Origin of the sequence: Klebsiella sp. FDAARGOS_511 (assembly GCF_003812845.1) — a bacterium.
Classification (GTDB): Bacteria; Pseudomonadota; Gammaproteobacteria; order Enterobacterales; family Enterobacteriaceae; genus Klebsiella; species Klebsiella grimontii.
Genome location: NZ_CP033824.1, coordinates 523328 through 546546 on the forward strand (window position 1 = coordinate 523328; position 23219 = coordinate 546546).

The 23219-nt window shown below is 53.6% G+C and carries 24 protein-coding genes and 1 pseudogene; 16 read left to right on the top strand and 9 right to left on the bottom strand.

The features are described 5' to 3' along the window. Positions 1-691: 691 nt before the first annotated feature. The gene (locus EGY08_RS03690; RefSeq protein WP_123828242.1) at positions 692-1066 is read right to left on the bottom strand and encodes a hypothetical protein; all 375 of its coding nucleotides are present in this window, start codon (positions 1064-1066) and stop codon (positions 692-694) included. Beyond that, the gene (locus EGY08_RS03695) at positions 1066-1926 is read right to left on the bottom strand and encodes a hypothetical protein (protein WP_123828243.1); all 861 of its coding nucleotides are present in this window, start codon (positions 1924-1926) and stop codon (positions 1066-1068) included. Before EGY08_RS03695 ends, EGY08_RS03690 begins: the two co-directional genes overlap by 1 nt. 393 nt (positions 1927-2319) lie before the next feature. Between EGY08_RS03695 and EGY08_RS31020 the strand changes: the two are divergent. After that, positions 2320-2571: pseudogene (locus EGY08_RS31020) on the top strand (integrase); the annotation flags it as partial. Positions 2572-2684: 113 nt separating this feature from the next. On the opposite strand, the gene icd reads toward EGY08_RS31020, so the two are convergent. Next, positions 2685-3935, bottom strand: coding sequence for an NADP-dependent isocitrate dehydrogenase (gene icd / locus EGY08_RS03700; protein ID WP_004131480.1), 1251 nt, complete (start codon positions 3933-3935; stop codon positions 2685-2687). Between the two features lie 236 nt (positions 3936-4171). On the opposite strand from icd, the gene rluE reads away from it, so the two are divergent. Genes rluE through purB form a run of 5 tightly spaced genes read left to right on the top strand, consistent with a single transcriptional unit; the run spans position 4172 to position 8540 of the window. Further along, positions 4172-4834, top strand: a complete 663-nt coding sequence (gene rluE / locus EGY08_RS03705; RefSeq protein WP_004131478.1) for a 23S rRNA pseudouridine(2457) synthase RluE — start codon at positions 4172-4174, stop codon at positions 4832-4834. A 9-nt stretch (positions 4835-4843) separates the two neighbouring features. Next, positions 4844-5320 carry an NUDIX hydrolase gene (locus EGY08_RS03710; protein WP_004131476.1) on the top strand — a complete coding sequence of 159 codons (477 nt, stop codon included), beginning with the start codon at positions 4844-4846 and terminating at the stop codon, positions 5318-5320. Positions 5321-5358: 38 nt separating this feature from the next. Next, a complete protein-coding gene (gene mnmA, locus EGY08_RS03715; RefSeq protein ID WP_004131473.1) occupies positions 5359-6465 on the top strand; it encodes a tRNA 2-thiouridine(34) synthase MnmA in 1107 nt (368 codons plus the stop codon). Between the two features lie 59 nt (positions 6466-6524). Beyond that, positions 6525-7166, top strand: a complete 642-nt coding sequence (gene hflD / locus EGY08_RS03720; RefSeq protein ID WP_004131471.1) for a high frequency lysogenization protein HflD — start codon at positions 6525-6527, stop codon at positions 7164-7166. Between the two features lie 3 nt (positions 7167-7169). Continuing rightward, positions 7170-8540, top strand: a complete 1371-nt coding sequence (purB, locus tag EGY08_RS03725; RefSeq protein ID WP_004131470.1) for an adenylosuccinate lyase — start codon at positions 7170-7172, stop codon at positions 8538-8540. A gap of 54 nt (positions 8541-8594) precedes the next feature. On the opposite strand, the gene EGY08_RS03730 is transcribed toward purB, so the two are convergent. The 3 genes from EGY08_RS03730 to EGY08_RS03740 all read right to left on the bottom strand — a co-directional run bounded on the left by EGY08_RS03730 (position 8595) and on the right by EGY08_RS03740 (position 11156). Beyond that, positions 8595-8957 carry a cupin domain-containing protein gene (locus EGY08_RS03730; protein WP_123828244.1) on the bottom strand — a complete coding sequence of 121 codons (363 nt, stop codon included), beginning with the start codon at positions 8955-8957 and terminating at the stop codon, positions 8595-8597. 82 nt (positions 8958-9039) lie between these two features. After that, positions 9040-9846 (bottom strand): AraC family transcriptional regulator, encoded by an 807-nt coding sequence (locus EGY08_RS03735; RefSeq protein ID WP_123828245.1) that lies wholly within the window; start codon positions 9844-9846, stop codon positions 9040-9042. Positions 9847-9926: 80 nt separating this feature from the next. Next, entirely contained in the window at positions 9927-11156 is a 1230-nt protein-coding gene (locus EGY08_RS03740) for an MFS transporter (RefSeq protein WP_123828246.1), read from the bottom strand. Positions 11157-11256: 100 nt separating this feature from the next. Here EGY08_RS03740 and EGY08_RS03745 point away from each other — a divergent pair, with 100 nt between their 5' ends. The 4 genes from EGY08_RS03745 to EGY08_RS03760 all read left to right on the top strand — a co-directional run bounded on the left by EGY08_RS03745 (position 11257) and on the right by EGY08_RS03760 (position 15133). Next, positions 11257-11703 carry a winged helix-turn-helix transcriptional regulator gene (locus EGY08_RS03745; RefSeq protein WP_049112936.1) on the top strand — a complete coding sequence of 149 codons (447 nt, stop codon included), beginning with the start codon at positions 11257-11259 and terminating at the stop codon, positions 11701-11703. 84 nt (positions 11704-11787) lie between these two features. After that, positions 11788-12462 carry a two-component system response regulator PhoP gene (gene phoP / locus EGY08_RS03750; RefSeq protein ID WP_004101181.1) on the top strand — a complete coding sequence of 225 codons (675 nt, stop codon included), beginning with the start codon at positions 11788-11790 and terminating at the stop codon, positions 12460-12462. Continuing rightward, a complete protein-coding gene (gene phoQ, locus EGY08_RS03755; protein ID WP_004131465.1) occupies positions 12459-13925 on the top strand; it encodes a two-component system sensor histidine kinase PhoQ in 1467 nt (488 codons plus the stop codon). The genes phoP and phoQ overlap by 4 nt, the downstream gene beginning before the upstream one ends. 86 nt (positions 13926-14011) lie before the next feature. Then, positions 14012-15133, top strand: coding sequence for a cupin domain-containing protein (locus tag EGY08_RS03760; protein WP_004131462.1), 1122 nt, complete (start codon positions 14012-14014; stop codon positions 15131-15133). A gap of 117 nt (positions 15134-15250) precedes the next feature. Here the strand turns inward: EGY08_RS03760 and pepT are convergent, their stop codons facing one another. After that, positions 15251-16480, bottom strand: coding sequence for a peptidase T (gene pepT, locus EGY08_RS03765; RefSeq protein ID WP_087829290.1), 1230 nt, complete (start codon positions 16478-16480; stop codon positions 15251-15253). 257 nt (positions 16481-16737) lie between these two features. On the opposite strand from pepT, the gene potA reads away from it, so the two are divergent. From potA to EGY08_RS03795, 6 genes are all read left to right on the top strand, one after another. Next, the gene (gene potA, locus EGY08_RS03770; protein WP_004131458.1) at positions 16738-17874 is read left to right on the top strand and encodes a spermidine/putrescine ABC transporter ATP-binding protein PotA; all 1137 of its coding nucleotides are present in this window, start codon (positions 16738-16740) and stop codon (positions 17872-17874) included. Further along, the gene (gene potB / locus EGY08_RS03775) at positions 17858-18715 is read left to right on the top strand and encodes a spermidine/putrescine ABC transporter permease PotB (protein WP_004131456.1); all 858 of its coding nucleotides are present in this window, start codon (positions 17858-17860) and stop codon (positions 18713-18715) included. The genes potA and potB overlap by 17 nt, the downstream gene beginning before the upstream one ends. Continuing rightward, a complete protein-coding gene (gene potC, locus EGY08_RS03780; protein ID WP_004138360.1) occupies positions 18712-19497 on the top strand; it encodes a spermidine/putrescine ABC transporter permease PotC in 786 nt (261 codons plus the stop codon). The genes potB and potC overlap by 4 nt, the downstream gene beginning before the upstream one ends. Then, positions 19494-20540: a spermidine/putrescine ABC transporter substrate-binding protein PotD gene (gene potD, locus EGY08_RS03785; RefSeq protein WP_123828247.1), complete on the top strand. Its 1047-nt coding sequence runs from the start codon at positions 19494-19496 to the stop codon at positions 20538-20540. Before potC ends, potD begins: the two co-directional genes overlap by 4 nt. Before the next feature lie 184 nt (positions 20541-20724). Then, on the top strand, positions 20725-21183 hold the full coding sequence (locus EGY08_RS03790; protein WP_049112933.1) for a DUF3592 domain-containing protein: 459 nt from the start codon (positions 20725-20727) through the stop codon (positions 21181-21183). Further along, positions 21180-21953: a TPM domain-containing protein gene (locus tag EGY08_RS03795; protein WP_049112932.1), complete on the top strand. Its 774-nt coding sequence runs from the start codon at positions 21180-21182 to the stop codon at positions 21951-21953. The genes EGY08_RS03790 and EGY08_RS03795 overlap by 4 nt, the downstream gene beginning before the upstream one ends. 68 nt (positions 21954-22021) lie before the next feature. On the opposite strand, the gene EGY08_RS03800 is transcribed toward EGY08_RS03795, so the two are convergent. Beyond that, entirely contained in the window at positions 22022-22339 is a 318-nt protein-coding gene (locus EGY08_RS03800) for a hypothetical protein (RefSeq protein ID WP_123828248.1), read from the bottom strand. 43 nt (positions 22340-22382) lie between these two features. Further along, positions 22383-23213 (bottom strand): Sir2 family NAD+-dependent deacetylase, encoded by an 831-nt coding sequence (gene cobB, locus EGY08_RS03805; RefSeq protein ID WP_004131435.1) that lies wholly within the window; start codon positions 23211-23213, stop codon positions 22383-22385. Between the last annotated feature and the right edge of the window lie 6 nt (positions 23214-23219).

Genomic DNA, 23219 nt, shown 5'->3' on the forward strand with positions numbered 1-23219 from the left:
TTAAGGGATTCATTAAGGTATATGACTGATAATCAACATCCAAAGGCCACATATCCAAGACATATTCGAAATTAAAATAGCGAATGGCATCAAATTCAACATTAACGAATAATTTTGAGGGAGTTCTACAGGTTAGCGGGTAACCATGGCCTTAAAGCTCCAAATGTAGTAAAATTATGTAACCCTTTAATAGGTTCATTTGATATTAATTTTGTAAATCAATGTCTAGTTGAATGGTTTGCTCAAGATATCTTAGAAGTAGCGGCCTTAGCACAGCGCGGTTTATTCACACACACACCTATTAACTTCGACTTTTCAAATCTTGATAACTATTCTATCCCTGCATTTCGGACACCTTCAGACATCAAACTTGCTAACATACTTCCTTCAGAACCATACATACAAAATAGAGAAAAAATCTTTTTAAGACTCACATTATCATGTTCTAAGGAAAAAGACCTACCAGGATTCCTACTTAAACAAGGTTAAAGAGAGGCCCGAATTTATCCGGGATATAAAGGTATCGCTAATCAAGTAATGAATAAATACAGATAGACGAAAATTATAGAGTAGCTGCATTGCTTCATATTTTATATGATTGCTATACAACGAAGAAGGTGACATGAAAAACAATACAGGAGACCATAAATAATATTCTCCAAAAAATGATTTCGTCCAAAAATATTAATTATCAGCTTCTTATAGTGAGTTTTTCTGCATGGCGAAGCAACTTGTAAGCTTCATTTTTAGTAAAATTAATATTTAGACGATAGTCAGCTTTAACTCTTGTTGGTCTGATTTTAAGTAATAAGTCACCAAGAGCTTGATCATTTTGATCACTACTGTTCAACAATTTATTTATAACCCTTTGATGGTTTCCAACATTTTCATCATACTCTCCGTCTATTTTATCGGCTCTCATCTTTCCTATATGGAATATATAATAGTAGGCACTTCTTGCACAGTCCCTTAAATCCAATTCAAGACAACAAGAAGTACTGGGTTCTTGTTCACAAACGGAATAGACTGATTTCGCTTTTTTAAGGATTTCATCAGCAGTAATCATTAATCTAACCCCACTTCAATAACCCTTTCAGTGAAAGGAAGTGAATCTTTCGAACTAATAGGAAGGATATTATAGACAACTGACGACATTATATTCGCTTTAATATCCTTTGTATTTTCACGTAGTACTTTGTAAAAATAATTTTCAATGTCCATTGCATAGTCTATATCATCAGAAACATACTCAATGATGACATTCATAAACACATTGCCTTCGTCTGAAAAAATATCTGGCCTTATAATTGAAGGGCCAGCCACCTTATAGATTCTTGATGTTATTTTTTCACGATGTATTTTAATTATTTTATTAAAGTATTCTTTAACATGCAGCCTGTCTTCTTCTTGATAAGAAAAATAAAAAACCTCAAAGTTATAAAGCATTTCCAAGATTGACTCAATCTGTTCTCTGGATATGCAATCATCATTGACATCCAATTCTTCGATTAAAGCACGGGCGTCATCAAAATTAAAACTTAAAATTGCAGACTTAAGATAAACCGTTATTAATTCATCAATATGGAACGTTTTAATATCATAATTTTTTAATATACTATATAGCTTATCGAAGCAAGATGCATTATTCAGGGCAAAAATACATTGAAGGGCACCTTTACTTAACTGTTTGCCCTTTAATGAAAAGAAGTAATTCGCACATTCATCCATGCCCTTAGCATCCCCCGTAAGAGCAGCTAAATTAGCATAGCAGTAATAATAACTTGATTTATCAGACGAGTATAACGAATCAAGTATGCCGTCTACTTTAAATCTTTCAGGCACAGTCAAAGCACGTCGTTCATCAACAGCCAATGCAATGATGCTGTTAAAAGAATGAGTGATAGTTTCTGGATTACTCTGTGCCATTATACTCCCAAAATGATGCTTAAAGCTTTAAAGACATAATACACGGTCTTTCCACTATCATCCACCCTTCGTGTGATATGAAAAACGATGAGCTAATCTAGCTAGGAAAACATCCTCCTCAAGCTATCATCTACAAGCTCGTAAAACCACAATAATTAATTGATTCTATGAGGAATTCAGTTCAACTTTACTGACTGATCATCCGCCAGATTAGCGCCCTTAGTCTGCTTGTCCAGCGCGTCGATATCATGATGTGTTAGGAAGATGATCTGCAACCAGATGTAGGTGGTATCAACGACTAGCAGGGCGGGAGAAGTTTACGAGCAACTCTCGATCTACACCGTCACTAGAAATGTGACTATGCCGTGCAGCGCTTATGGCATACCACTCCTGGCTAACCGGGATGAGCATGTATCGACTAAAACTCTAACCTCTACGTTTAAAAAAATCGGACAAGATAGGTCTTATCTGGAACGATGGAACTACGCTCACCTTTCATGAGCAGGCGTCTCTTTCTGAACGATTATATTGTGAGCAAGGTTTAGATACTCAAAAACTGTTAAGCCATAAAGCTAAGAAAATGACGGATAATTACATGATGCTCGGGATAAAGACTCGCTCGTTGTAGGTAAAAAAGCCGTATGATTTTAAGCCAGTTTTGGGGAAGAATTTTGGGGAAAGTTTTGGGGAAAGATTTTGAACGCTCGTAAAAAAGGGAGCCACTTGGCTCCCTTCTGTCTTCAATCAGTGATCGCTGATTACATATTCGCGATAATCGCGTCGCCAAACTCTGAACATTTCAGCAGCTTAGCGCCTTCCATCAGACGTTCAAAGTCATAGGTCACGGTCTTGGCGGCGATAGCGCCTTCGGTGCCTTTAACGATCAGGTCTGCGGCTTCGAACCACTGCATGTGGCGCAGCATCATTTCAGCGGACAGGATGATGGAACCCGGGTTCACTTTGTCCTGGCCAGCATATTTCGGCGCAGTACCGTGCGTCGCTTCGAACAGCGCGCACTCGTCACCGATGTTCGCGCCCGGAGCGATACCGATACCGCCAACCTGCGCCGCCAGGGCGTCAGAGATATAGTCACCGTTCAGGTTCATACAGGCGATAACGTCGTATTCCGCCGGACGTAGCAGGATCTGCTGCAGGAAGGCGTCAGCGATCACGTCTTTAACGACGATCTCTTTCCCGGTGTTCGGGTTTTTGATCTTCAGCCACGGGCCGCCGTCAATCAGCTCACCGCCGAACTCTTCGCGTGCCAGCTGGTAACCCCAGTCTTTGAACGCGCCTTCGGTGAATTTCATGATGTTGCCTTTGTGCACCAGGGTCAGTGAATCGCGATCGTTGGTGATAGCGTATTCGATGGCGGCGCGAACCAGGCGTTTAGTGCCTTCTTCAGAGCACGGCTTGATGCCGATACCGCAATGTTCCGGGAAGCGAATTTTCTTCACGCCCATTTCATCGCGCAGGAATTTAATCACTTTATCCGCTTCGGCAGAATCGGCTTTCCACTCGATACCGGCGTAGATGTCTTCGGAGTTTTCGCGGAAGATAACCATATCGGTCAGTTCAGGATGTTTAACCGGGCTCGGAGTACCCTGATAATAACGAACCGGGCGCAGGCAAACGTAGAGGTCCAGTTCCTGACGCAGGGCAACGTTCAGAGAACGGATGCCGCCGCCGACTGGCGTGGTCAGAGGGCCTTTGATAGCAACACGATATTCACGAATCAGATCAAGAGTTTCGGCAGGCAGCCAGACATCCTGGCCATAAACCTGGGTCGATTTTTCGCCGGTGTAAACTTCCATCCAGGAAATTTTACGCTCACCCTTATAGGCTTTCTCAACGGCAGCATCAACCACTTTCAGCATCGCCGGGGTCACGTCAACACCGATACCATCGCCTTCGATGAACGGGATAATCGGGTTATTAGGGACGTTCAGCTTGCCGTTTTGCAGGGTGATTTTTTGACCTTCCGCCGGAACTACTACTTTGCTTTCCATTAACCTCTCCTTCGAGCGCTTCTGGTTCTGCTCTTCCCTCTTCACGCTAGCCGGGCGTTGGCTTTATTCGCCCACTCCCGTCATCGGAATATCCCGCTAACCGGAGATTTCGCGTCCGTGTCGCCTTCCTGTAATGCGAATCGGTTTGAGCAACCTTTTTGTTAATAAGTTGTAATGAGCATGTCAATACTACCTGAATGTTTGCGTCCATGAAAGGCATTCGTAATTAGGCTATAATGCGGCAATTGATTGAGTCTGAAAATACCATGCAAAAAACTTCATTTAGAAAACATCGCGTTGAGCGATTCAGCACGCAACAAGTCACCAGACAACGCAAAGAACGCCAGCCAAAAACTGTGATCTTGTTCAATAAACCATACGATGTATTGCCGCAATTTACCGATGAAGCCGGGCGCAGCACGCTAAAAGATTTTATTCCGGTTGCCGGCGTCTACGCTGCCGGTCGGCTCGACCGCGATAGCGAAGGGCTGCTGGTGCTGACTAACGACGGCGCGCTGCAGGCGGCGCTCACCCAGCCGGGCAAGCGCACCGGAAAGATTTATTATGTTCAGGTGGAAGGTGAACCGACGGAGGACGCATTGGCCGCCCTCCGCGACGGCGTCACGCTTAATGACGGCCCCACCCTGCCTGCGGGGATCGAGCGGGTGGCGGAGCCTGAGTGGCTATGGCCGCGGAATCCGCCCATCCGCGAGCGCAAATCCATCCCCACCAGTTGGCTGAAAATCACCCTCTATGAGGGACGCAACCGCCAGGTGCGGCGGATGACCGCCCACGTCGGCTTTCCAACGCTGCGTCTGATTCGCTACGCGATGGGCGGCTATACGCTGGATGGCCTGGCCAACGGCGAATGGCGCAAAACCGACTCACCGCATACATAAGGAAAATCAATGTTTAAGCCGCACGTCACCGTCGCCTGCGTGGTTCACGCGAAAGGCAAATTCCTCGTTGTTGAAGAAACGATTAACGGAAAAGCGCTGTGGAACCAGCCTGCGGGCCACCTCGAGGCCGATGAAACACTGATTCAGGCCGCAGAGCGCGAGCTCTGGGAAGAGACCGGCATTCGCGCGACGCCGCAGCACTTTCTTCGCCTGCATCAGTGGATAGCCCCGGATCGCACCCCATTTTTGCGCTTCCTCTTTACTATCGAGCTTAACGATACGTGCGCCACCGAGCCCCATGATAGCGATATCGATCGCTGCCTGTGGCTTAGCGCTGAGGAAATTCTTAACGCGACAAACCTGCGTTCTCAACTGGTTGCTGAGAGCATTCGCAGCTATCAGCAGGATCCACGCTACCCGCTGTCGCTCATCGGTGAATTTAACTGGCCGTTTACAGGGGGTGCCTCAACCGAGGACGCGTGCTAGAATACGCCGCCTCGAAGTTCAATGTAGTGAGTATTCCAATGTCAGAAAGCCAGAAAAAAGTGATCGTCGGCATGTCCGGCGGGGTTGATTCCTCAGTTTCCGCCTACCTGCTGCTCCAGCAAGGGTATAAGGTGGAAGGCCTGTTCATGAAGAACTGGGAAGAAGACGACGGCGAGGAATACTGCACCGCAGCGGCGGATCTTGCCGACGCCCAAGCCGTTTGCGATAAGCTGGGAATTGAACTTCACACCGTCAATTTTGCCGCAGAATACTGGGACAACGTATTCGAGCTGTTCCTGGAAGAATATAAAGCCGGGCGCACGCCGAACCCGGATATTCTGTGTAACAAAGAAATTAAATTTAAAGCTTTCCTCGAATTTGCCGCAGAAGACCTCGGCGCCGACTACATCGCTACCGGACACTACGTGCGCCGCGCCGACGTTAACGGCAAGAGCCAGCTGCTGCGCGGCCTCGACGGTAACAAAGACCAGAGCTACTTCCTTTATACTCTAAGCCACGAACAGATCGCGCAAAGCCTGTTCCCGGTGGGGGAGCTGGAAAAGCCGCAGGTGCGTAAAATCGCCGAAGCGCTGGATCTCATTACCGCGAAGAAGAAAGACTCGACCGGTATCTGTTTTATCGGCGAACGCAAATTCCGTGAGTTCCTTGGCCGCTACCTGCCCGCTCAGCCGGGAAAAATTATCAGCGTTGACGGCGACGAAGTTGGCGAGCATCAGGGCCTGATGTACCACACCCTTGGGCAGCGTAAAGGCCTCGGTATCGGCGGCATCAAAGACGGCGGCGAAGACCCGTGGTACGTGGTCGATAAAGACGTCGAAAACAATATTCTGGTTGTCGCCCAGGGCCACGACCACCCACGTCTGATGTCCGTTGGGCTGATTGCCCAACAGCTGCACTGGGTCGACCGCGAGCCGGTTACGGGCACGCTGCGCTGCACGGTGAAAACCCGCTACCGTCAGACCGATATCCCCTGCAGCGTTAAAGCGCTGGATGACGACCGCATTGAAGTCATCTTTGATGAGCCGGTTGCAGCCGTGACGCCGGGCCAGTCTGCGGTCTTCTACAGCGGCGAAGTATGCCTCGGCGGCGGGATTATCGAACAGCGCTTGCCGCTGCCGGCTTGACAGACATTTTAGCCGCTGAATGCGCCGCTCGGGCATTCGACGGTTTATAAGGAGAATGTGTGGCGAAGAATTATTATGACATTACGCTGGCGCTGGCCGGCGTTTGCCAGGCCGCGCGTCTGGTTCAGGAACTGGCGCACCAGGGGCACTGCGATAGTGATGCTCTGCATGTGTCGCTGAACAGCATCATCGACCTCGATCCGGATTCAACGCTGGCGGTGTTCGGTGGTAGCGAAGCCAATCTTCGCCTCGGGCTGGAGACCCTTATTGGCGTGCTGAATACCAGCAGCCGCCAGGGGCTGAACGCCGAACTTACCCGCTATACTTTAAGCCTGATGGTGCTGGAGCGTAAGCTTGCCGCCAGCAAGGGGGCCATGGATACCCTCGGCAACCGTATCGGTGGCCTGCGCCGTCAGCTTGAACATTTCGATCTGCAATCCGAGACGCTGCTCAGCGCGATGGCCGGCATCTATGTTGATGTCATTAGCCCGCTGGGCCCGCGGATTCAGGTGACCGGCTCTCCCGCCGTGCTGCAAAGCCCTCAGGTTCAGGCGAAGGTTCGCTCTGCCCTGCTGGCCGGTATTCGCTCCGCGGTGCTCTGGCACCAGGTCGGCGGCGGGCGTCTGCAGCTGATGTTTTCTCGTAATCGTCTGGTTAACCAGGCAAAACAAATTCTTGCTCATTTAACCCCGGAGTTGTGATCTATGGAATTATCCTCACTGACCGCCGTTTCCCCAGTCGACGGCCGCTACGGCGACAAAGTCAGCGCGCTGCGCGGTATCTTCAGCGAATTCGGTTTGCTGAAATTCCGCGTTCAGGTAGAAGTGCGTTGGTTGCAAAAACTGGCCGCGCACGCAGCGATCAAGGAAGTTCCTGCTTTTGCTGCCGACGCAAACGGTTACCTTGATAAAATCGTCGCTGATTTCAGCGTAGAAGATGCAGAGCGCATCAAAACCATCGAGCGCACCACCAACCACGACGTCAAAGCGGTTGAGTATTTCCTCAAGGAAAAAGTCGCCGATGTCGCTGAACTGCACGCGGTCTCCGAGTTTATCCACTTTGCCTGCACCTCCGAGGACATCAACAATCTGTCCCACGCGCTGATGCTGAAAACCGCTCGCGACGAAGTGATCCTGCCCTACTGGCGCAAGCTGATCGACGCGGTGAAAGACCTGGCGGTACAGTACCGCGATATCCCGCTGCTTTCCCGTACTCACGGCCAGCCGGCTACGCCGTCCACCATGGGGAAAGAGATGGCGAACGTCGCTTACCGTATGGAGCGCCAGTATCGTCAGCTGAATCAGATTGAAATCCTTGGCAAAATCAACGGCGCGGTGGGTAACTATAACGCCCACATCGCCGCCTACCCGGAAGTCGACTGGCACCAGTTCAGCGAAGAGTTCGTCACCTCGCTGGGTATCCAGTGGAACCCGTACACCACCCAGATTGAACCGCACGACTATATCGCCGAACTGTTCGACTGCGTCGCCCGCTTCAACACTATCCTGATTGATTTCGATCGTGACGTCTGGGGCTATATCGCGCTCAACCATTTCAAGCAGAAGACGATTGCCGGCGAAATCGGCTCTTCCACCATGCCGCATAAAGTGAACCCGATCGACTTCGAGAACTCCGAAGGCAACCTCGGTCTGGCCAACGCGGTGATGCAGCATCTGGCGAGCAAACTGCCGGTTTCCCGCTGGCAGCGTGACCTGACCGACTCCACCGTCCTGCGTAACCTCGGCGTCGGCATCGGCTATGCGCTGATCGCGTATCAATCCACCCTGAAAGGCGTGAGCAAGCTGGAGCTGAATCAGGACCGTCTGCTGGATGAACTGGACCACAACTGGGAAGTACTGGCCGAGCCGATTCAGACCGTCATGCGCCGCTACGGCATCGAGAAGCCGTACGAGAAGCTGAAGGAGCTGACCCGCGGCAAGCGCGTGGACGCCGAAGGCATGCAGCAGTTCATCGACAGCCTGGCGCTGCCGGAAGCAGAAAAAGTTCGCCTGAAAGCGATGACGCCAGCCAACTATATCGGCCGCGCGACCACCATGGTTGACGAACTGAAGTAAACCTTTCAACCCTCTTTCCGCTCAGGAAAGAGGGTTTCCCTGCCCCCGCGTTCGTTAAATCCAGACGTCGTTCACCGCGGTCCGCTCTCCGCCCTCATGCCCGGTATTCAGTACGCCGCGCGGCTCGATCAGCATAAGTTTGGTTTCGGTTTCCGCCGAGGTTTTATGCTCAACGCCCCGAGGCACCACGATCATCTCGCCGGCCTGGAGCAGCAGATGCTTATCGCGAAAATCCAGACGCAGCACACCCTCCACTACGATCAGGGTTTCATCGGTTTCCGGATGGCTATGCCAGATAAAGTCGCCGAGGATCCTGACCACCTTGAACTGATAATTATTCATTTCGGCCACCACCTTCGGCTGCCACTGCTCGGTGAAAAGGGTGAATTTCTGCACGATATTAATCGATTGATACATCAGCTGACTCCTTGTGATAAAGGCTGTCAGCATAGATCCCCCCTCTCCGCAGAGATTGAACGATTGTGCAACTTGCGGCGGGTCAGGGGCGGACAAACTTCAGCCAGCGGCCCGGAGAGAGACCAAAACGGCTGATGAACTGGCGCGTCATATGGCTTTGATCGGCAAAGCCTGCGTGGGCTGCGATATCCGCCAGGTTATCCCCTGCCAGCATCCGCTGGCGGCAAAAATCGAGGCGCCGCATCATCACATAACGCCAGGGGCTGGCGCCAAACAGCGCTCTGAAATCGCGGCTCAGGCTCCAGCGGTCTCTGCCGCTGACATTCGCCAGGGTGTCGAGGGTGATGTTCTGGGCAAAACAGGCGTGGATATATTCCCGGGCCCTTTCCGCGGCAGGATAATCGAAGGCCCGGCGTCGAAAGCGCTGGCCGCCGACGGCGGCCAGGGTCTGCGCCAGATAGTACAGCGCGTCCTCCTCCTCCAGAGGCGCAAAGTGGGCACTGACGTCCTTCAGCAACGGCAGCGCGGCGCGCAGCAAGCGCGGATCGCTAGAAATTCCTCCAGGGATAAAGGGCAACGGCCTGCCGCCAAGGATCTTTTGAATCAGCGCGGGCTCAATGTATACCATCCGGTAGTGAAACCCCTCCTCGGTCCCTGCCTCGCCGTCATGGACCTCATCGGGATGCAAAACCATCGTCCCACCGGGGAGGCTGTGCTGGAGGCCGCCGCGATAGTGAAAACGTTGTACGCCGGAGAGCGTCTGGCCAATGGCATAAGTATCATGCCGGTGAGGCTCATAACCGTGTCCGCCGAAGAAGGCTTCGATACGCTCAATATGCGCGGGCGACTGGGCCAGCCGGACCCAGTCCGCACATTTCTGTTGTGGCATATGATTTACGCTCCCGCGCGTCATTAAAAACAACGGCTGCTATATTACACAAAAAATTAACATCACCCACTCGCTCTCCGCTAAACTTCTCCACCATCATGGCTCGACATCACGCCCCGAGTCATCAACCAGAACAACAGCGCCAGCAGACTGACCGATGCCCCCAGCAGGCAAACGCCCTGCCATCCCGCGCGCGCGTATACCGCAGTCGTACTTACCGCCCCCAAACCGCTGCCAAGCGCATAAAACAGCATATACAGACCGACCAGCCTGCTGTGCGCTTCGGGACGGGTACGGAAAATCATGCTTTGATTGGTGACATGCAGCGCCTGACCGCCGAGATCCAGCAGCACAATGCCAGCCAACAGCGCCGCTGGCGACCATGCCATCAGCGATAGAGGCCACCAGGCCACCAGCAACATGACCAGGGCCGCGGCGCTGGTGCGCTGCCCGTATCCACAATCGGCCCATTTACCGGCTCGTCCCGCCGCCAGGGCGCCGATGGCCCCCACCAGGCCCAGGGCGCCGATCTCAGTATGCGAAAAACCGAAGGGCGGAGCGCTCAATGGCAAAACCAGCGCGCTCCAGAAGATATTGAAGGCGGCAAACATCAGTAGCGCCAACACGCCGCGCACCTGAAGCACTTTTTCCTGACACAGCAGAGTCAGCATCGACGCCAACAGGCGCGGGTAGCTCAAGGAGGTCGACGCTACCGCTAATATCGGGAGCCGACGCCACAACGGAAGCGCAATGCCCAGCATCAGTAAAGCGGCAAAGATGTATACCCCGCGCCAGCCGAAGAGATCGCTCACGCCCCCTGAAAATACCCGCGCCAGCAACAGCCCGATAAAGACTCCGCTCTGCGCGGCGCCCACCACGCGTCCCTGTTCATGGGGCGAAGCGGCGCTGGCAGCATAGGCGATCAACCCCTGGGTCATCGCGGTACCCAGCAGGCCAACCGCAAGCATCCCGCCCAACAGCATCACGGTAGTGGATGCCATACTTACCGCCGTCAGCGCAGCGATCAGCAGAAGCACCTGCGTCGCCATCAGGCGGCGGCGATTGACTCTGTCGCCCAGCGGTACCAGCAAGAGCAGCGCCATCGCGCAGCCGAGCTGGGTCGCCGCGATCACCCCGCCAATCGCGGCGTCGCTGATGGAAAAATCTCGCGCCAGCGCGTCGAGCAGCGGTTGTGCGTAATAAACGTTTGCCACGCTCAGCCCGCTGGCGAGAGCAAACAGCCAGACCAGGCTACGCGGCATAACCGTTTCCGGGTCCATTAGCGATGGGGATAACGTTGACGCTTTCATAATTCCAGCCTTAACAATCTAGTTTCAAAATAAAACCAGTTGTAGGCTAGAACAGGGAGTTTTAAAATGCAACTAGTTTACCCGACCGTTTGGAGAGCCCATGCCAGCGCGTGAAAAAATTACCAACCAAACCTGCCCCGTCGCCCGAAGCTTGGATATTATCGGCGATCGCTGGTCCTTGTTGATTGTGCGCGACGCCTTCGATGGCCTGCGGCGCTTTAGCGATTTCCAGCGAAGCCTCGGTATGGCGCGTAATATTCTCTCTGACCGTCTGCACAAACTGGTAAACTCGGGTATCCTCACGACGCAATCCGCATCGGACGGCACGGCTTATCAGGAATATGTTCTGACGGCAAAGGGGGAGCGTTTGTTCCCTGTGGTGGTTGCGCTACGCCAGTGGGGAGAGCAGCATCTGTTTGCCCCTGACGAACCCCATTCCGTCCTGATCGATAAACGTACGCTGCGCCCGGTTCCCATGATGTCGCCCGCGACCGAGGACGGACTCGTTCTGACGTCTTACGAGACTGAGGTACAAAAAATCAAATAAAATTCTTTATTTAACAGCTGTTTATGTTAAAGGTGTATAATAAGCGCTAAACTATTCAAATCATAAATAAAATGGAGAACGGGCATGCGCGTACTCGTGGTTGAGGATAACGCTCTCCTGCGCCATCACTTGAAAGTTCAGCTGCAGGAGCTGGGACATCAGGTCGATGCGGCGGAAGACGCAAAGGAAGCGGATTACTATCTGGGTGAACACGTTCCGGACATCGCCATCGTCGACCTTGGCCTGCCGGATGAAGATGGTCTTTCGCTGATTCGTCGCTGGCGCAGCCACGACGTGTCGGTGCCGGTGCTGGTGCTGACCGCGCGCGAGGGCTGGCAGGATAAAGTCGAGGTTCTGAGCGCTGGCGCGGATGATTACGTCACTAAGCCGTTCCATATCGAAGAGGTCGCAGCCCGCATGCAGGCGCTGCTGCGGCGTAACAGCGGCCTGGCATCACAGGTCATCTCCATACCCCCTTTCCAGGTAGATCTGTCGCGTCGCGAGCTGTCGGTCAACGACCAACCCATCAAGCTGACGGCATTTGAATACACCATTATGGAAACCCTGATCCGTAACCGGGGCAAAGTGGTCAGCAAAGATTCGCTGATGCTGCAGCTCTATCCCGACGCCGAGCTGCGCGAAAGCCATACTATCGACGTGCTGATGGGACGACTGCGCAAAAAAATACAGGCTGAATATCCGCAGGATGTGATTACCACCGTGCGCGGCCAGGGCTATTTGTTCGAACTGCGCGGATGAAGGGGCTACTGCGGCATATTTTGCCGCTGTCGTTGCGCGTCCGCTTTCTGCTGGCAACGGCAGCCGTGGTGCTGGTGCTATCGCTTTCCTATGGCATGGTCGCGCTGGTGGGATATAGCGTAAGCTTCGATAAAACCACCTTCCGCCTGCTGCGCGGCGAGAGCAACCTGTTCTATATGCTGGCAAAATGGGAAAACAACACCATCGAAGTTGATATTCCCGAAAACCTCAATATGCAGAGCCCCACGGTAACGCTGATTTACGACGCTCACGGCCAGCTGTTGTGGGCGCAGCGCGATGTACCGTGGCTGGTCAAGCGCATTCAACCTGACTGGCTCAAAAATAATGGCTTTCATGAGATTGAGGCCGATGTAGACAGCAGCAGTATGCTGCAGCACAACAACCATGAGATTCAGCAGCAGCTGGACGCCATCCGGGAAGAGGACGACAGCTCCGAGATGACCCACTCGGTGGCGATCAACATCTATCCGGCCACCAGCACCATGCCGCAGCTCAGTATCGTGGTTGTCGACACCATTCCGGTGGAGCTGAAGCGCTCCTATATGGTGTGGAGCTGGTTTATTTACGTCCTGGCGGCCAACCTGCTGCTGGTGATCCCGCTATTGTGGGTCGCGGCGTGGTGGAGCCTGCGCCCTATCGAATCGCTGGCCAAAGAGGTACGCGAACTGGAGGAGCATCACCGCGAGATGCTCAACCCGAACACCACCCGGGAGCTTACGCGGCTGGTCAGCAATCTCAACCGCCTGCTAAAAAGCGAACGCGAACGCTATGATAAATACCGCACGACGCTGACCGACCTCACTCACAGCCTGAAAACCCCTCTCGCGGTGATGCAGAGCACTCTGCGTTCTATGCGCGGCGAGAAACTGAGCGTCAACGAAGCAGAACCGGTGATGCTGGAGCAGATTAGCCGCATCTCACAGCAGATTGGCTACTATCTGCACCGCGCCAGCATGCGCAGCGGTGGTTCGCTGCTCAGCCGCGAACTGCACCCCATCGCTCCGCTGCTCGATAGCCTGACCTCGGCGCTGAACAAAGTCTATCAGCGCAAAGGCGTGAACATTACCCTGGATATCTCGCCGGAGATTAGCTTTGTCGGCGAAAAGAACGATTTTATGGAAGTCATGGGCAACGTCCTCGACAACGCTTGCAAATATTGCCTGGAGTTTGTGGAAGTCTCCGTTCGTCAGACCAACGACAACCATCTGCATATTCTGGTTGAAGATGATGGCCCGGGGATCCCTGCAACGATGCGCAGCGCGGTGTTCGATCGCGGCCAGCGCGCCGATACGCTGCGTCCCGGACAGGGCGTGGGCCTCTCGGTTGCCCGCGATATCGTTGCCCAGTACGACGGACGTATCCTGGCCGAGGACAGCCTTCTCGGCGGTGCCTGCATGGAAGTGATTTTTGGCCGTCAGACCCTCGAAGATAAAGAGAGCTAAACCAATCAGTTTTTTAACGGCGCCTGCATCATGCTGGTGCCGCATCCGTTATAATCCCTATCAGACACCTGCTGTGGAATATAAATATGGATTATCAATTAACGCTTAACTGGCCCGACTTTATCGAACGCTACTGGCAAAAACGCCCGGTAGTGCTGAAACGGGGCTTTGCTAATTTCGTCGATCCGTTAAGCCCGGACGAGCTGGCCGGACTGGCGATGGAGAGCGAAGTCGACAGCCGCCTGGTCAGTCATCAGGACGGTAAATGGCAGGTTAGCCACGGCCCCTTTGAGAGTTACGATCACCTGAGCGAGAATAACTGGTCGCTGCTGGTACAAGCGGTTAATAACTGGCACCAGCCAACGGCGGCGCTGATGCATCCATTCCGCGCCCTACCTGACTGGCGCATCGACGATCTCATGATCTCGTTTTCCGTCCCCGGCGGCGGCGTCGGTCCGCATCTCGACCAGTACGATGTGTTCATCATTCAGGGGACCGGCCGCCGCCGCTGGCGCGTGGGCGAAAAAGTGCCGATGAAACAGCACTGTCCGCATCCGGACCTGCTGCAGGTCGATCCGTTTGAAGCCATTATTGATGAAGAGATGGAGCCGGGCGATATCCTGTATATTCCGCCGGGATTCCCGCATGAAGGCTACTCGCTGGAAAATTCGCTTAATTATTCGGTCGGCTATCGCGCGCCAAACGCCCGTGAGCTCTTCAGCGGCTTTGCCGATTACGTTTTGCAGCGTGAACTGGGCAGCCAGCGCTACGCCGATCCGGACGTACCGTCTCGCGACCATCCTGCCGACATTTTGCCGGTTGAACTGGATCGTTTGCGCGAGATGATGCTGGGGCTGATTAACCAGCCGGAGCACTTTAAGCAGTGGTTTGGCGAGTTTATCACCCAGTCCCGTCACGAACTGGACGTCGCGCCGCCGGAGCCGCCGTATCAGCCGGATGAAATTTACGATGCGCTGCAGCAGGGGGACAAGCTGTCGCGGCTCGGCGGCCTGCGCGTGCTGCGGATTGATGGCGAGGTATTCGTCAACGGCGAGAAAATCAACTCTCCGCACCGCCCGGCGCTGGATGCTCTGGCGACTCACCTGACGCTAAACGCAGAGCATCTTGGCGATGCGCTGGAAGATCCCTCCTTCCTCGCCCTGCTGGCCGCGCTGGTCAACAGCGGCTACTGGTTCTTTGAGGACTGAGTCATCTGTTTCGCCCGGTGGCGGCTGACGCCTTACCGGGCCTACAGGATGGTATTCTGCATTTGCCTACCGTACCGTCAGTTTCACCAGCTCACCGGGCCCGTAGCTCTAGAACCTTTACGCGCCGCGTTTCGCCGTCAGCTCAGCAATGCGTACAATCACCTGCACCGCCTTCTCCATGCCTTCAAGCGTCACAAACTCATGCTTACCGTGGTAGTTATAGCCACCGGTAAACAAATTCGGGCATGGCAGGCCCATAAAGGAGAGCTGCGCGCCGTCGGTACCGCCGCGAATCGGCTTCAACTGCGGTTCAATATCGCAATCCACCATCGCCTGGCGGGCGATATCGACGACGTGCGGGTGCGCCATCACCTTCTCATGCATATTGTAATAGCTGTCCTCAATCACCAGCTCGATATAGCAATCCGGATGAAGCCCTTTGCCGACCTTTTTGGCAATCTCCATCATCTTGCGCTTGCGAGCCTCAAACTGCTTCCGGTCGAAATCGCGGATGATGTAGTGCATATCTGCCCGATCGACGGTGCCTTTAATGCTAGCCAGATGGTAGAAACCCTCGTAGCCTTCGGTGGTCTCGGGCGCTTCGTCCGCAGGCACCTCGGCATGAATGCGCGTCGCTAGCGATAGGGCATTCACCATCACCCCTTTCGCCGTGCCGGGATGAACGTTATTACCCACGATCTTAATCGTCACCGAGGCGGCGTTAAAGTTCTCGAACTCCAGTTCACCCACCCCGCCGCCGTCGACGGTGTAAGCCCAGCGCGCATCGAATGCCGAGACATCAAAATGCTTCGCTCCTTTACCCACCTCTTCATCCGGCGTAAAGGCGACGCGGATATCGCCGTGTGGAATATTCTTCGCCTTTAGCATCGCCAGCGCGGTCATGATTTCCGCGATGCCCGCTTTATCATCCGCGCCGAGCAGCGTTTTGCCATCGGTGGTGATCAGCGTCTGCCCGAGCAGCTGGTGCAGCACCGGGAACATCACCGGGGAGAGAACCTCGTCTCCAATACCGAGAGCGATATCACCGCCGCGGTAGTTTTCGACGATCTGCGGATTGACGTTCTTACCGCTGAAGTCAGGTGACGTATCGACATGGGAAATAAAACCAACGGCCGGAATATCACCCTCAACGTTAGCCGGCAGGGTGCCCATGACTGTCCCTTTCTCACTCAGCGTCACGTTTACCAGTCCCATTTCTTGCAGCTGCGCCTGAAGCAGACGTAACAGCTTCCACTGACCTTCCGTGCTCGGTACCTGACGCACGCCAGGCTTCGACTGTGTGTCTAAAGAAACGTACTGCAAAAAACGCTCAAGCAATTTATCCATGTAGCCACCCTCTTCTTTTGTGACAACATTATTGATAAGCCGGAAAAGACAAATATTGCGTCAGGTCATTTTTAGCCCGGCAAATGAGAATTTAATACATTTCGCACGATAATGTTGTAAAGGTAGCTCATCATGGCGCATCAATCATTGGCGATTACAATCGTTTGCCGTAGAATGCTCGGCCTTATTATTTTATGTGTCAAACCAAAGGTGGTTAACCACAAACCCCGCATCGGTAAGCTTTCCGCTGCGTCTACATGGGACAGAGTCAAAAATTGAATACACAACCGCGTTCGCGTTCTCCGCTGGTTCAGCTAGCGGGAATTCGCAAAAGCTTTGATGGTAAAACGGTAATATCCGACCTCAATCTGACCATCAACAACGGTGAGTTTCTCACCCTGCTTGGCCCCTCTGGCTGCGGTAAAACAACCGTTCTTCGTCTTATCGCTGGCCTGGAAAGCGTCGATAGCGGCCGAATCCATCTCGAAGATCACGATATCACCCATATCCCGGCGGAAAACCGCCACGTTAACACCGTCTTTCAAAGCTATGCGCTGTTTCCGCACATGACGGTGTTTGAAAATGTCGCCTTTGGCCTGCGTATGCAGAAAACCCCGGCCGCGGAAATTACCCCCCGCGTCCACGACGCCCTGCGTATGGTGCAGCTTGAAACATTTGCCCAGCGTAAACCGCATCAGCTCTCCGGCGGCCAGCAGCAGCGCGTCGCCATCGCCCGCGCGGTAGTCAACAAACCGCGCCTGCTGCTGCTTGATGAATCCCTCTCCGCGCTTGATTATAAACTACGCAAGCAGATGCAGAATGAGCTGAAGGCGCTGCAGCGTAAGCTCGGCATCACCTTCGTCTTTGTGACCCACGATCAGGAAGAGGCGCTGACCATGTCCGACCGCATCGTGGTCATGCGCGAGGGTAAAATTGAGCAGGACGGCACGCCGCGGGAAATCTACGAAGAGCCGAAAAACCTGTTTGTCGCCAGCTTTATCGGCGAAATCAACATCTTCAATGCCACGGTTATCGAACGGATCGACGAGCAGCGGGTGCGCGCCAGCGTCGAAGGCCGCGAATGCAATATCTACGTCAGCTTCGCCGTTGAAAAAGGCCAGCGGCTTAACGTTCTGCTGCGTCCGGAAGACCTGCGCGTGGATGAGATCCACCACAGTAATGACGCCGATGGCCTGATAGGCTATATCCGCGAACGCAACTATAAGGGCATGACGCTGGAATCGGTGGTTGAACTGGAAAACGGCAAAATGGTGATGGTCAGCGAATTTTTTAATGAAGACGATCCTGATTTTGACCACTCTCTCGATCAGAAAATGGCCATTAACTGGGTAGAAAGCTGGGAGGTTGTGCTGGCCGATGAAGAACACCAGTAAATTCCAGAATGTGGTGATCGCCACCATCGTGGGCTGGCTTGTGTTGTTCGTCTTTTTGCCCAACCTGATGATCATCGCTACCAGCTTCCTGACCCGCGACGATACCAACTTCGTCAAGCTGGTCTTTACGCTGGATAACTACGCGCGCCTGCTCGACCCGCTTTACTACGACGTGCTGCTGCATTCGTTGAATATGGCGCTGCTGGCGACGCTGGCCTGCCTTGCGCTCGGCTACCCTTTCGCCTGGTTCCTGGCGAGACTGCCGGAGAAGGTGCGCCCGCTGATGCTGTTTCTGCTGATCGTACCGTTCTGGACCAACTCGCTGATTCGTATCTACGGGCTGAAGATTTTCCTCAGTACCAAAGGCTATCTCAACGAATTTTTGCTGTGGCTGGGGGTCATTGATACGCCGCTGCGCATCATGTACACCCCCTCGGCGGTAATTATCGGCCTGGTCTATATTCTGCTGCCGTTTATGGTGATGCCGCTCTACTCCAGCATCGAGAAGCTCGACCGCCCGCTGCTGGAAGCGGCGAGAGATCTTGGCGCCAGTAAGCTGCAAACCTTTATCCGCATCATCATTCCGCTGACCATGCCGGGCATTATCGCCGGCTGCCTGCTGGTGATGCTTCCGGCGATGGGGCTGTTTTACGTTTCCGACCTGATGGGTGGCGCGAAGAACCTGCTGATCGGCAACGTGATTAAGAGCCAGTTCCTCAACATTCGCGACTGGCCGTTCGGCGCGGCAACCAGCATCACGCTGACGCTGGTGATGGGCCTGATGCTGCTGATTTACTGGCGCGCGGCGCGCTTATTGAATAAAAAGGTGGAGCTGGAATGATTGGTCGACTGCTGCGCGGCGGCTTTATGACCGCCATTTACGCGTATCTCTACATCCCCATTATTATTCTGATCGTTAATTCGTTTAACAGTTCGCGCTTTGGCATCAACTGGCAGGGCTTCACCACCAACTGGTATAGCCTGCTGATGAATAACGATAGCCTGCTGCAGGCGGCGCAGCACTCGCTGACCATGGCGGTGCTGTCGGCCACCTTCGCCACCCTTATCGGCTCGCTGACCGCCGTAGCGCTCTACCGCTATCGCTTTCGCGGCAAGCCGTTCGTCAGCGGGATGCTGTTCGTGGTGATGATGTCGCCGGATATCGTGATGGCGATTTCGCTGCTGGTGCTGTTTATGCTGATCGGCATTCAACTGGGATTCTGGTCGCTGCTGTTTTCGCATATCACTTTCTGCCTCCCCTTCGTGGTGGTCACGGTGTTTTCGCGCCTGAAAGGCTTCGATGTGCGCATGCTGGAGGCCGCAAAAGATCTTGGCGCCAGCGAATTGACCATTCTGCGAAAAATCATTTTACCGCTGGCGCTGCCCGCGGTCGCCGCGGGGTGGCTGCTGAGCTTTACCCTGTCGATGGATGATGTGGTGGTTTCTTCGTTCGTCACCGGGCCGGGTTATGAGATCCTGCCGCTGAAGATTTATTCGATGGTTAAAGTTGGGGTATCGCCAGAGGTTAACGCGCTGGCGACCATTCTGTTAGTTCTGTCGCTGGTGATGGTTATTGCCAGCCAGTTAATTGCACGTGATAAAACTCAGGGGACGTTAAAATGAAAAAATGGTCACGCCACCTGCTCGCTGCGGGCGCTCTGGCAGTCGGGATGAGCGCCGCGCATGCGGACGATAGCAAAACGCTCTATTTCTACAACTGGACCGAGTATGTCCCGCCGGGGCTGCTGGAGCAGTTCACCAAAGAGACCGGCATCAAGGTTATCTATTCGACCTACGAATCGAATGAAACCATGTACGCCAAGCTCAAAACCTATAAGGACGGCGCCTACGACCTGGTCGTGCCTTCCACCTACTTCGTCGACAAAATGCGTAAAGAGGGCATGCTGCAGAAGATCGACAAGAGCAAACTGAGCAACTTCAGCAATCTTGACCCTGAAATGCTCAACAAGCCGTTCGACCCCAACAACGACTACTCTATTCCGTACATCTGGGGCGCGACGGCTATTGGCATCAATAGCGACGAGATCGATCCCAAAACCGTCACCAGCTGGGCGGATCTGTGGAAACCAGAGTATAAGAGCAGCCTGCTGCTCACCGACGACGCGCGCGAAGTGTTCCAGGTAGCGCTGCGTAAGCTGGGTTACTCCGGCAATACCACCGACCCCAAAGAGATCGAGGCGGCCTATAACGAGCTGAAAAAGCTAATGCCAAACGTCGCGGCGTTCAACTCGGATAACCCGGCGAACCCGTATATGGAAGGCGAAGTGAACCTCGGCATGGTATGGAACGGCTCCGCGTGGGTCGCGCGTCAGGCCGGTACGCCGCTGGAAGTGGTGTGGCCGAAAGAAGGCGGTATCTTCTGGATGGATAGCCTGTCGATTCCGACAAACGCCAAAAACGTCGATGGCGCGCTGAAGCTGATCAACTTCCTGCTGCGCCCGGAAATCGCCAAACAGGTAGCGGAAACCATCGGCTACCCGACGCCAAACCTGGCCGCGCGTAAAATGCTGAGCCCGGAGGTCGCCAACGATAAATCGCTCTACCCGGACGCCGCAACGATTCAGAAAGGCGAATGGCAGAACGATGTCGGCAGCGCCAGCACCCTATATGAAGAGTATTATCAGAAACTGAAAGCGGGTCGTTAATCGCGCCAGCATGCCGGGCATCGGTTAAGTTGAATACCCAAAATAATTCGATTTGCATCACGGCGGCAACTAAACGCATCCCCGGGAGCGTACAAACAGTACGTGACCGGGGTAAGTGCAGGTAGCCAACAAAGATGCAGCTTGAAGTATGATGGGTATTAATGTGTTACAAGGATAAGTACACATGAAACAAGATGGTAAAGTCCTTTATTATATCTTCCTCAGCATTGGCATCGTGATGATGCTCATCTCCGCCGCTATTTTTTATTATCAATATCGCTCTACCAGCAACGTTATCCATACCACCGGTATTATCGTTGATACCGAATTGCGCAGAAGCAACCCCAACGCCAAAGGGACAAAACGCAACAAAGCCACCTGGCGTCCCGTTGTCGCCTTCCGCCCGACGCCGGATTACACGCTCATTTTTAAATCAAAGTTCGGAAATTCCCTTTATGAAAACAGTGAAGGAGAAACCGTCGACGTTATTTACCCTCCTGGACAACCGCATCAGGCCAGGATCCATAGCCCGTGGATGAATTTTTTTAAATGGGGTTTTTTAGGTCTTATTGGCATCATTTTTACTGCGGGTAGCCAGCTTATTCGCCCTTCCTCTAAAAAGAAACGGAGGGTAGTCCAGTGAGGAAGTTAATTACCCTATTGTTCTGTCTTTCGATATTTCATCCTGGTTTCGCAGCGTCAACGCCTGACATCGAAGGATACTTTACGGATACTACCAATACGGTCTCCAGTAAGAGCGACATTATCCAGCGCGCTGAGCGTTTCAAAAAGCAAACAGGGATCGCGCCGTTTATTCTGTTAACCACGCAAGAAACCCTTTTGCAGGCGAAAAAAACACAACTACTGCAATCGGCAAAACGACTGGCTGACGAAAATCAGGGCTTCCTGCTGCTGATTATCACTACCGACAGCCGCCAGATTGAACTGATTGGCGACCCGAAAGCACAATCACGCCTACGGGACAGTCACGCGGCCTTAATCATTGAGAATCACACCCTCGCCTACTGGCAGAATGGTCTGTGGTTCCAGGGGCTCAATACCGCGCTGGACGTACTACAGGCGGCGCTATTACAGCAGCCCACTCCACCGCTCACCTGGTATGCTTCGTCGGATGCGCCCTACAAAGACGATTTGCCCGGCCATCCGCTCGGTTTTCTCTTCTGGGTGCTGGCGTTTATGGCCTTCACATGGTGTTTCCGCTTCACCACCCGCTGGCGCTATGCGCTGAAGTTCACGCTGGCAATGACGGTAGCTAACCTCTTTTATCAGGCGGTATGCCTGTACTTCAGCAGCGGCGGCTTTTACCTGTATAAAATCGTCCCCCTGTGGGCGATAATGATAGGCTTCAGTACGTTTGTAGCCACCTGGCTGTGGACGCGTAAACGACGCTGAATTTAGCTTTTCGCCATTCTGAATGAGAGTGAAATGCGGCGGGCGGCTTTTTACTACCCGCCAGAGTCCTACTCTTTCCGCTTTCCCTTACGCTTATTTGCGGCGTCATCCACCTTGCCGGTGACATAGTTCAGCGGCTTCCACAATGCTGCTATCGTAATAAGCGTACCGAACGTGGCAACATCGCCCTGTGCGCTCTGGCCGACCAACAGTAGATAGAGCAGATGAAACAGACATGAAGCGGTGGATCCGAGACCGAGAAAAAAACAAATAATAAACAGGATATTTCGATTATCGGAAAGACGGGGCAGGCAATACTGACTCCACAGGCCAACCCCCACTGCGGCCAAAAATATCGCGGCTGATATTACTAATGGGCTATCCATAGCCACTCCTGTTTTCCGTAACGTTGTAGTGATGAGGTTGCGTTTATCCTGCCAGCTGTTTAAGCAGCTTTTCCACAAAGCGCGGCACCACTTCACTAGCCAGGCCATAGTGTTTTTCGGCAAATTCACTGCCCACCTGGCTTGGCTCGAGGTTGAGCTCAACCGTATGGGCGCCCTGCAGCCGCGCTTCGTGGACAAAGCCGGCCGCCGGATAAACGTGCCCGGAAGTGCCGATGGCGACAAAGATATCGCACTCGGCCAGCGCCAGGTAGATCTCATCCATATCCAGCGGCATCTCGCCGAACCACACCACGTGCGGGCGCAGCGGCGCGGGGAACTGGCAGCAATGGCATTTGTCTTCAGCGGTTACATCGCCGGTCCACTCCAGCACTTGCCCGCTCCACGAGCAGCGCACCTTCAGCAATTCGCCGTGCATATGTATCACCCGACGGTTGCCCGCACGTTCATGCAGATTATCGATATTCTGGGTCACCAGCAGGAAATGGTCGCCCAGCGCCTCTTCCAGCCGCGCCAGCGCCTGATGCGCGGCATTGGGCTCGATATCCGGGCCTTGCAGCTGGCGGCGGCGGTCATTATAAAACGCCTGCACCAGCGCCGGGTCGCGGGCGAAGCCTTCCGGCGTCGCCACATCCTCAACCCGATGCTCTTCCCACAGACCATCAGCGGCGCGGAAGGTTTTAATTCCCGACTCCGCCGAGATGCCCGCGCCGGTTAATACCACAACTCTTGGTTTTTCCATCGCTTCAGGGGTCTCCTTATCTTCGCCGAAGAAAATCCGCTGGCGCAGACGGTCTCGTAACCGGCGCTTGTTGCGGCGAAATCGGCTTAATCGATGTAAGCGGCGCGACTGCATAGCTAC